Here is a 10,491-nt window from a genome sequence, read left to right as displayed (position 1 = left end):
GACAGCTCTGAAGGATCGTTCAACCGATCACTTTAGTTCTAACTGATCGGCATTACCTATCGGGGCTATTTTTCTTTCTTACTCTTAATTTTGGTTGATATCATGATTAATGTTGCACTTGTTGATGACCACGTCATTGTTCGTTCGGGCTTTGCTCAATTACTCAGTCTTGAAACTGATATTACGGTCGTGGGTGAATTTAACTCTGCGGCAGAAGCGCGCCTCGGATTGCCAAGTTGTCACCCTGATGTCGTTATCTTGGATATTTCAATGCAGGATGAAAGTGGCTTGAGCTTATTGGAAGAAATTCCATCAGGCATTGCCAGTATCATGCTGAGCGTACATGACTCTCCGGCAATGGTTGAGAAGTCATTAGAGTTAGGAGCTAAAGGCTACCTCAGTAAGCGCTGTAGCCCAGATGAGTTAATCCAAGCTGTACATACGAGCGCAAATGGTGGCTGTTATCTCACGCCCGATATCGCTATAAAGCTTGCGACACCAATGAAGAATAAAGCCTCTTTAAATCAACTCACCCGCAGAGAAAGCGAAGTGTGTCAGTTATTGGCAACGGGGCTCGATGTGAAATCTATCGCCGTTGAGCTAGGAGTTAGTCATAAAACGGTGCATGTACACCGTGCCAATGCCATGGACAAACTCAATGTTAAGAACAACGTTGAGTTAGCTAAATTGTTCACTCAAGATCAGTACTAATGCGCTCCTATCTAGCCACCTCACTATGTGGGGTTTTTATGGCTGGCTGTGCATGGTTTTGTTTATGGGTTATTGCCTTCTATTTTATTAATGACCCTGAGTTAGCCATTCTGCTTTTCCCATTCTCACTTCGATTGGGAATGACGCTGCACACTCGCACTCACTATTGGCCTGCTATCTATATTGCAGAGTGGGGACTTGCGATCGCGTTAGCGTTATTGCTTGATGAACCCCAATGGCTGACCATACTCATCGCCAGTGGATTAAGTATTCCTGCCACTCTATTTGCCAAGCGTTATTACTATGGTGATCAAAATCGTCACTTGTTAGTGATGGCGAGCTTAATCATGGTTACCGCATTAATTAACGTTGCCGTGGTGGGTTCTCATGTTCCAGCCGTTTACATGGTGTGGTTAGCGAGTATCACGGGTGGATTGATGCTGGTGCCTATGTGTTATCTGGTCTGGAACTATCTATTCCAAAATAAGTGGGCGCCACTGAGCTCTTACTTAATCCATAATGTTGTAGAGTTCAAAATCCGTCACATCGCTTTATACAGTGTGTTGCTGGTGGCCAGTATTTTGATACAAACCAGCTTGCCTGATGAACTAAGGCGCTTCGCCCCATTTTGTATGGCGATCCCTATTATCCTGCTAGCCGTTCGCTACGGGTGGCAAGGCGCTTTACTGGCGACTCTGTTAAACAGTGTTGCGCTGATAGCTGCCCACAGTGGAACGTCCAAACTCGAAATTACCGATTTACTCTTATCTCTTTCCGCTCAAACCATCACTGGCATATTGCTGGGTCTTGCGGTTCAAAAGCAAAAAGATCTCAATTCGAAATTGCGCAGTGAGCTCTCCAGGAATCAAAATCTTTCACGTCAGTTAATCACTGCTGAAGAATCGGTTCGTCGTGACATTGCTCGTGAGCTACACGATGAAATCGGTCAGAACATCACGGCGATTCGCACTCAAGCAAACATTATTAAGCGTGTTGATGCCGCTGAAATGAGTGTTCGTTGTGCGGGCACGATTGAGTCATTGTCTTTGAATGTTTATGACACCACTAAACGCCTACTCACAAAACTAAGACCTAAAATGTTGGATGACCTTGATCTAAAGGACTCCGTTGAACAGCTGATACGGGAAATGGAGTTTTCAGATCACGGCGTTGATATCCAGCTAAATTGGCAAGGTGATTATTCATGTTTGAGTGACACGCTTAAGGTCACTCTCTTCCGACTGTGCCAAGAATCCTTAAACAATGCCCATAAATACGCCAGTGCGAGCGAGATTAAAATTGAACTGATTTTGGATGATCAGGCTTATCTTCAGATATCAGATAATGGCATTGGTTTTACAGCGCAAGATCTTCTCAAAGGGATGGGTGTTCGTGGTATGCAAGAGCGTGTTCAGGCGCTCGGTGGCAAGATGACAATCAACGCTAATGGTCCCTCTTCGGGCACCAATATCAGCGTTACATTACCTAAAGTGTGAGAACGAGTATGTTTGGATTTCTGCGCTCAACAACGTCAAATCGTCATACTCTAAGTGATGATGAGGTCAATCAGAGTTACCGCTACTGGCGCCTTCACATCATGATAGGTATGTATGTTGGTTATGCCGGTTTTTACTTCACTCGTAAAACCTTTAATTATGCCGCGCCAGCCATGATCACCGATCTTGGCTTAGACAAAGGTGATATCGGCTTAATTGGCACGCTCTTTTATCTCTCTTACGGCTTATCGAAATTTATCTCAGGAACAATATCGGACCGTTCCAACCCGCGCTACTTTATGGGGCTTGGCTTAATCGCGACTGGTCTGATAAACATTGCGTTTGGCTTTTCAAGTTCGTTAGCAGCTTTTATCTCGCTTTGGGTGCTCAATGCCTGGTTCCAAGGTTGGGGTTGGCCTTCATGTTCTAAGCTACTGACGACTTGGTATTCTCGCTCCGAAAGAGGATTCCGTTGGGCAATCTGGAATACAGCACATAACGTTGGTGGGGCATTGATTCCTATTCTCGTGGGCTATCTAACTCTCCAGTACAGTTGGCGATCAGGTTTTATCTGGCCGGGTGTAATTGGTGTTTTTATCGGTCTTATCGTCTGTTGGCGTTTACGAGATAAGCCCACCACCATGGGCCTCCCGACGGTAGGGAAGTGGCGCAATGACCATCTAGAATTAGCGCAAGAGAACCATGGGCAAGGGTTAAGCTATCGAGAGATATTGAAAACTTACGTGTTCAGCAACAAGTACATTTGGTTGCTCGCTTTTAGTTATGTGTTGGTTTACATCGTAAGAACAGCGGTTAATGATTGGGGTAATTTATATCTCACCGAAGAACACCATTACAGTTTGATTAACGCAAATGCTGCTTTGTCTCTGTTCGAGATTGGTGGTTTTGTTGGTTCACTTGTTGCTGGCTGGGGATCGGATAGATTGTTTGGTGGTAACCGCGGTCCAATGAACATCCTGTTTGCGATTGGTATTTTCCTCTCGGTATCTGCTTTATGGCTTATGCCATTAACTAATTTTGTGTTTCAAGCTGCAGGTCTATTTTGTGTTGGCTTCTTTGTTTTTGGCCCTCAAATGCTAATAGGCATGGCAGCCGCGGAATGCTCACATAAAGACTCTGCCGGGGCAGCAACAGGCTTTGTTGGCTTGTTTGCTTACATGGGTGCAGCACTCTCTGGTTACCCATTAGCGCTCGTTCTAGAAACTTATGGCTGGAGTGGGTTCTTCATTACCATCTCTACTTGTGCGGCCGTTATTGGCTTGCTGCTACTGCCTTTCCTACAAGCTCAATCACCTCAGAAAAGTACAGAGGCTCGCTCTGGTTTTTAAGGGTTCTCCTCGTCAATAAGATAGCTGCTAATGGTCCTCTGGTTATTGTGCAGCTATCCTATCTTCAGCGTTTTTATACGTAGCATTCAAATGTGACTCTTTTCACGCTTTTCATCGTTCTCACCCGTTTCTAAGAATTTTTCCTATTGCGTCTAAGACCTCATCTCATGTGGGTTCTAGCTGCTCTCTGTAGTCTTTCTAATTATTTACGTTATTAGAAATCAGCTCTCTGAATTGTGTTCAAAGGGCTCACTACGGAAAACGCCATGTCACTCAGCCACTTCTCAGAACACTCATTTTTCCCAATGGAAAACACCATCCAAAATTATGCATGGGGGAGCATTTCTTCGATACGTGAACTGTTTGGCTTTAAGAATGAGTCACAAGAGCCGCAAGCGGAAGTTTGGATGGGAGCGCATCCGAAAGGTTGTTCAATGGTCAAGTTGGACCAACATTTGGTGCCTCTCTCTGAGCTGATTAATAAGAATAAACCTGCCTATCTATCAAATGATATTGCGCAGGAGTTCGGTGAACTGCCGTTCTTGTTTAAGATCTTGGCAGCAGAAAAAGCGCTATCGGTTCAGGTCCACCCAAACAAGCACCAAGCTGAATTAGGCTTTGCGAGAGAGGAACAGGAAAGCATTCCTCTGACCGCAGGACATCGTAATTACAAAGACTCGAACCACAAACCTGAATTGGTTTACGCGATCACTGAATACCAAGCGATGAATGGCTTTCGAGAGTTCGATGAAATATTGGTTCTGTTCAGAAAGTTGGATTCGAGTGAGCTGGCTGGCTTAGTTGAACAGTTTGGCAACCACCTTGATTCTCTAGGCTTAGAAGCGTTTTTCCGCGATCTGTTAACTCTAGATGACCAACGTAAACATCAAGCATTAGAGCAACTTCTGACTTACGCAGCCGCTCACCAAGACCAAGCTGAGTTTGCTTTGGTTACTGAGCTTAGCCATCAGTACCCAAACGATATCGGACTATTTTGTGTTCTGCTGCTTAACTTGATCACACTAAAGCCGGGTGAAGCGATGTATTTGAATGCGAACACTCCGCATGCTTACATTAAGGGAACTGGGCTTGAGATCATGGCAAATTCAGACAACGTGCTGCGAGCAGGTTTAACACCAAAACACATTGATGTGGCTGAGTTAGTTGCGTGTACAGAGTTTACGCCAATCCCGTTCGAACGCTTATTATTAGCACCCTCAAAATTAGATCAATGTGATAGCTATGAGATCCCGGTTAGTGATTTCAATTTCAATATTTTCCATTGTCCTCATCAAGAAGAAGTGATCACAAGCGGCGCTGAAATATTAATGGCAATAGACGCTGATCTAACGCTAGTGAGTCAGAAAGGCGAGCACTTAACACTTACTAAAGGGCAATCGGTATTTATCCCAGCCTATATTGGTCATTATGAATTGAGCAGTAAAGGGCGAGTGGCCAGAGCGTTTAACTAGGGGAATAACTGTCGTATAACATTAGAAAGCTTTTGGGCTTTGGGTATGCGGTAAAGTCTTAGAGATATTAGTAAGAATGAACATTTCATAACAATAAGAGCTCTTCGAATCAGAAAACAAACGTTTTCATAGGTTGACTAATAAATGCAGGCTGAAACAATAAGCTAAATTTATAGAAGTGTGTTGATCTAAAGGAAATTTGATGAGCTCTTATTCTCACGTTCGCAGTTACGCCAGTTTATTCAGTGCCTTATCGTTGGCGCTTGCGTCAGGTCCGAGTGCGGCTGATATATCAACAACGCCCGTCATTGGTGGCGTGTTTAGCTCCAGTGAAGTGTTGAAAAATCAGGTGCTTTCAAGCCTAAGTTATTCTGCCAAACTCACTCGTGATGCGGCTCTTTTCACGATTGGTGGCGTTACATTAGATGCGTATATTCTCGCCCTCCCTTTAGATGTCAAAACCAAAGCTAGAGTCGTTGCTCAGTTATCCAACCCGACGTACTCAATTCCTTTGGGTTATTTTCTCTATAGTTATTACGACCGCTATTCAGGTTTGGGCAGTGAAGATGTGTTCAAATCTTACTTGTCGACGGTTTATGATGAGCAGGCATTAAAGGGCTTTGAACATAGCCTCTATCATGTTGGAGATAAGCCAACCTCAGAGCATCACGAGCCAGATACCTCGACTGAAGCAACGGGGCATCATGAAGGTATTCGTATCGATGAACAGTTCATTGCCAACATGGTGGTTATCTACGATGCGTTATTCGAAATTGGTGTTTGGCAGGATATGGACACGCTCCCTGCGAATTACACATACTTAACCAATAGCCCTGAAGATCTAGCGATCATCGCTCAGATTCAACCGATCATCGTTGATTTGATTGGTAAAGCGGCATTGGGAATGGATGACGGCGACATGAAGTCTGCAATGTTGGCGATTGCAGAAGATGGTAAACCAGAAAACGCTGATAAGCCGAATAACAAAGCACAAGCTCTCACCATTACGCTCATCGATTTTGTGCGCTTAAATTTGCTCAAAGCTTACCGACAATTTGTGTTTAAAGAAGAACGCGCAGCAGCACTCGATGATTGGATGCAGCAAGCGTTCAGTGACCAGCCTGACGCGCTCATTCAATTCTTAGATTCCCAACAACACAAACGTTTTGCGGTCCAAGTGACGGTCGATGGTTTACAGCAAGGGTTGATTGAGGGGGTGGTCGATGAAGATTCACCTTTCATTTCGGTGGCTTATCAGAACCATAAAAACCGAGCGCAATACAAACCTCAGTTAGAAACGGTGATTGAGCCTGAGCATCAACAACAAGTGAGGTTCATGGAAGTTCTGTCTGAACAAACCTACCGTGATCCGAATTATCTTCCGTTCTTCAAAAAACTCTATCAAGAGCATCGAGACAATATTAGCCGAGTGGGTATCTCTTCTACTCCGACGATCAGCGTACGCAATTTACCGATCATTAAAACAGGCGCGAAAGTATCGGGGCAAGGTGGTACGGGTATCCCTAATTTCCACTTTGTTGACCGAGAGATCGACCGAGCGTATTACTTCTTTGGTAATGATGCCCTGCAGTTAGATGTGTTGATGGCAGACAACAAGGTACAAACCATGTTTGATCGCCTTGATTACCTAAAAACGCTGAACTGCAACGCTCAATATGATTGGAATGCTCATACCACTTACGACGGGCTAGTAAACCTAGGTTTGGGTGAGTCACTGCGTGATTATGGTGAGAAACGCTGCGTTAAAGAGCTTCAAGAGCGTTCAGAAGTCGAAATGGTTTTGCAAGAAAAGCGTCAAGCCTTGATTGAAGATATTGAAGCGTATCAGACTATATCTGGCTTTGATTTTTTCACTAAGTTTTCAAAGAAGGCTCAGGTTAAACAGTCGATTACTCAGTTTGCCGAGTTAGATGGCAAAGGGATGCCAGACTACACCTTGGTGTATAACCCATGGCCGGATCACTTCGCACACTTTACCGGTCCTTTTAGTGACGAAATTCTGATGCCGACGGGAGAGCTTAACCGACTGGACTATTGGATTCGCCAGATTGAAGCGACTTACCGCAGTGCAGGCGTTTATGATAAAACGCTATGGGGCATGGCCGGAGATCATGGTTTAACGCCAGTGTTCTACGCGCTCAATCCCGAAAAGCAGGTATTTGAAGGCTTACAAGCAGAGCTAGAGTATCCAATTGTGGTTAAGAAGATATCTTCAGACGAGGGTGAAGGGCCTAAAATCACCAATGCCCTAAGCTACCCAAGTTCGAAGGAGTTGGATGTTGTGGTTGCTTCTACTGCTGGTGGTAATTTCATGATGGACTTCTTTAACTCGGCTCACGGGTGGCAGGTTCAGCCGGTTTATCAAGAACTCACGCAGTGGTCTCCGATTGCAGCGCCAGCTGGTCAGAATATCGACATCATTAATCAGATAGCGCAACGCTTGCCTGAAAGTCTTGATTATATGGTCGTAAGAGAAAGCACATGTGATCAACAACGTTGCGCTGTTCGTGTGATTGGCAACCGTGATTTTAAACGGGTTGATGAATTGATCACACGTGAAGGTGACAAGCTTTTCTATGAGTCATTGGAAGACAACCGAGCGCCGATTTTGCTCAATACGCAAAGGTTAAATCCATACCTAGCATCACCAAGCGAAGCTGATTTTTCACAGTATTCTCAATTGGTCGAAAAGTGTATTAACCGAGCGGTTAAGGCGGATGTGACAACGTGGTGTAGCAGTGCTGAGTGGACTTCATTGACGCAGCCAACACTTCGACCAGATTCAGTGAATCAACTGGCTAATATCTACCTTGAAGATAGGGCTGGCACGGTTAACTTGTTCCCTAAAGCGGGAATTGGCTACAACACTAAGGTGCCGGGTCGTCATGCTGGTGAGGATTACTTAGAGAAAGATGCTTTCATTGGATTCTGGGGAGCGCCAATTGGCGATAATTCTCAGCAATTGAAAATCGAAGCTAACGGCTCTTTAGCGCCAACGTTGTTTGAGTATTTGACCGGAGAACCTGTGGTCGAAGGCGAGAACGGTTGGGGTTTTCCATCGTTGATTGAGAAATTAGATATTTCAAGCGCGCGCTAAAGTAAACGCTCTCTATCTACTCGCTATCTGTATTTTCTCTATGGTTAGCGAGGCTGAGAGTTAGCTAGGCTGAGAGTAAGCTAGGTTGAGAGCCAATCCCACAAAATCATCATCTCCTTCATCAACAACTCGGTAGCCAAGTGACTGATAAAAGCTAATGGCGCGAGTGTTACTTCTAAAGCTCGATAGAGTGACTTGGCTTCGTTGCTCTTCCATGGCTCTCTTATGTATGAGAGTCATGACTTGCTTGCCAAGTGAGCGGCCTTGGTTTTGAGGGAAAATGATCAGCAGATGAATATGGTATGCGTTGTCATAAGGCTTAAAGCAGACGAGTCCTACTCTCTCATTTTCGCGATATATCCAATGAAACCAAGAGGGATGATAATCATTGATTAGGCGTTGACGTTGAAAGTCATCATCCCAACCGAAAACGTCATCTACGTGTATGAATATACCTTGTTTCACACACGCAAATAGTTCTTCGAATTCATGATTTGAAACGAGCTGGAATTGTATATTCTCTTCTTGTCTTGCCACTTGGCTTGCTTCCTTATCAAACGCCTTTGAATAAGCAAACAGTAACATAATTGAAGAAGCCGAATTAGCTTAGATTTGCGATGTGATGAAACCAAAAAGCCATGCGTGGTGCATGGCTTAGAATAAAGTATTGGATTGATTTTTCTATACGATCTTAAGCGCGTGATGGCGCGTGAGCTGTTTGTGTAGCGAGTCTTTTAGCTCCATGCGTTCTACTTTGAGGTTGTGCATGCTGTCGTCATCGATAGGGCTGCCAGAAATTTCTAGCTGACGGATGTCGTAGTCGAGTTGGTGGTATTTCTGCATGTCTGCTTTGAATTTTTCGTCGTCGTGGTTGAGCTGAACAATGTCTAATTTAAGATCTGGGAAATCTAAGATAAAGGCATGGTTTTCATTGAGCATTGGCACTTCCTCTCTAGTCGAATTATTAACAGTATAGAAGCAATTTATCGAAAGAAATGTGGCTCAAAACACAAAGCGAGAACAGGATCAAAAAAGGGCATTGGCGTTCCATTATGGATTCGCTGATGCCCTTTGTTATTTTAGTAAACTTAAAAACTACTTCGCTTTCTTACCAGAACGTTGCTGCTCTTTGTGTGCTAGCTTTTCTTTCTTACGTTGATCGATAAGGTGAGCAGCATCGCCGCCTACGTGGGTTTCGCCACGAGCATTCGACAGTTGAACTTGCTTTTCACGTTCGCGGAAACGCGCTTTCTGCTCGTCGCTGTGCTTATCAACACACTTAGGGCAGCTTACGCCTTTCTCAAAGTGCTGAGACGCTTTGTCTTCGTCTGTGATTGGCAAACGACATGCGTTACACACATCGTAGCCGCTCTTCTCTAGCTGGTGGTTAACTGCAACACGACCATCAAATACGTAGCAGTCGCCTTCCCACATGCTCTCTTCTTCTGGTACTTCTTCTAGGTACTTAAGAATACCGCCTTCAAGGTGGTAAACTTCATCAAAGCCTTGCTCTTTCATGTAGGCCGTTGATTTTTCACAACGAATACCGCCGGTACAGAACATCGCGACTTTCTTGTGCTTCTTAGGATCAAGATTTTCTTCAACGTACTGAGGGAATTCACGGAAGGTTTCTGTGTTTGGGTTTACAGCATTTTTGAATGTGCCGATGTCCACTTCGTAGTCGTTACGGGTATCAACCAGAATTACATCAGGATCAGAAATCAGAGCGTTCCACTCGTTTGGTTTCACGTAAGTGCCGACAACGTGGCGTGGGTCGATACCCTCAACGCCCATGGTTACGATCTCTTTCTTAAGCTTAACCTTGGTGCGGTTGAATGGTTGTTCTTCGTTGAACGACTCTTTGTAAACAACATCAGCCAAACGAGAATCTTGTTTGAACCATTGAAGAAGAGCGTCGATAGATTCGCGCTTACCTGCAACGGTGCCGTTGATACCTTCACTCGCAAGTAGCAAAGTACCGCGGATTTGGTTAGCTTCTAACACGTCAGTGAGTGGCTGGCGAATTTCTTGGTAATCATCAAGTGCTACGAATTTATACAGAGCACATACAACATATTGAGACATGGTTTTTCCTTTCTGCGAGCTGGAACGTAAATCCAGAGCGGTTGCCTTTTATGATACAGACTGAGTTTAATTCACTCAGGTTTGCCCATATTGGCTTATTAAAATCCGCCGCAGTATAACCAAGCCAAGGAAGGACAAAAACCAACCAAAAGTAGGGCTATTTATCATTTCTATTTATGTGGTTTATGGACTAAGAAATGCAATGAAACCGTTTTATCTGGTTCGAATTACAACACGTATTCCCAAACCAAAAAGGCCCT

General features: G+C 44.4%; 8 protein-coding genes. 5 read left to right on the top strand and 3 right to left on the bottom strand.

Translation table 11 applies throughout. From position 1 onward, the window contains the following. Nucleotides 1-102 precede the first annotated feature (102 nt). From uhpA to ED652_RS10330, 5 genes are all read left to right on the top strand, one after another. Nucleotides 103-711, top strand: coding sequence for a transcriptional regulator UhpA (gene uhpA / locus ED652_RS10350; protein WP_004732761.1), 609 nt, complete (start codon nt 103-105; stop codon nt 709-711). Further along, nucleotides 711-2,207: a signal transduction histidine-protein kinase/phosphatase UhpB gene (uhpB, locus tag ED652_RS10345; protein ID WP_122054689.1), complete on the top strand. Its 1,497-nt coding sequence runs from the start codon at nt 711-713 to the stop codon at nt 2,205-2,207. The genes uhpA and uhpB overlap by 1 nt, the downstream gene beginning before the upstream one ends. Before the next feature lie 8 nt (nt 2,208-2,215). Beyond that, nucleotides 2,216-3,556 carry an MFS transporter gene (locus tag ED652_RS10340; protein WP_122054687.1) on the top strand — a complete coding sequence of 447 codons (1,341 nt, stop codon included), beginning with the start codon at nt 2,216-2,218 and terminating at the stop codon, nt 3,554-3,556. A 266-nt stretch (nt 3,557-3,822) separates the two neighbouring features. Next, nucleotides 3,823-5,028, top strand: coding sequence for a mannose-6-phosphate isomerase, class I (gene manA, locus ED652_RS10335; RefSeq protein WP_122054685.1), 1,206 nt, complete (start codon nt 3,823-3,825; stop codon nt 5,026-5,028). 202 nt (nt 5,029-5,230) lie between these two features. After that, entirely contained in the window at nt 5,231-8,146 is a 2,916-nt protein-coding gene (locus ED652_RS10330) for an alkaline phosphatase family protein (RefSeq protein ID WP_122054684.1), read from the top strand. Between the two features lie 60 nt (nt 8,147-8,206). On the opposite strand, the gene ED652_RS10325 is transcribed toward ED652_RS10330, so the two are convergent. The 3 genes from ED652_RS10325 to ED652_RS10315 all read right to left on the bottom strand — a co-directional run bounded on the left by ED652_RS10325 (nt 8,207) and on the right by ED652_RS10315 (nt 10,231). Beyond that, nucleotides 8,207-8,731 (bottom strand): N-acetyltransferase, encoded by a 525-nt coding sequence (locus tag ED652_RS10325; protein WP_122054682.1) that lies wholly within the window; start codon nt 8,729-8,731, stop codon nt 8,207-8,209. 96 nt (nt 8,732-8,827) lie between these two features. Then, complete coding sequence (locus ED652_RS10320) at nt 8,828-9,085, bottom strand: YdcH family protein (protein WP_009846137.1); 258 nt, start codon at nt 9,083-9,085, stop codon at nt 8,828-8,830. 156 nt (nt 9,086-9,241) lie between these two features. Beyond that, entirely contained in the window at nt 9,242-10,231 is a 990-nt protein-coding gene (locus ED652_RS10315; protein ID WP_122054680.1) for a rhodanese-related sulfurtransferase, read from the bottom strand. Nucleotides 10,232-10,491 lie beyond the last annotated feature (260 nt).

The sequence above is a fragment of the Vibrio sp. Evd11 genome, from assembly GCF_900382755.1.
In the GTDB taxonomy this organism is placed as follows: Bacteria; Pseudomonadota; Gammaproteobacteria; order Enterobacterales; family Vibrionaceae; genus Vibrio; species Vibrio lentus.
The sequence above is the reverse complement of the archived record's forward strand: the minus strand, read 5'-3'. Positions and strand labels throughout refer to the sequence as shown.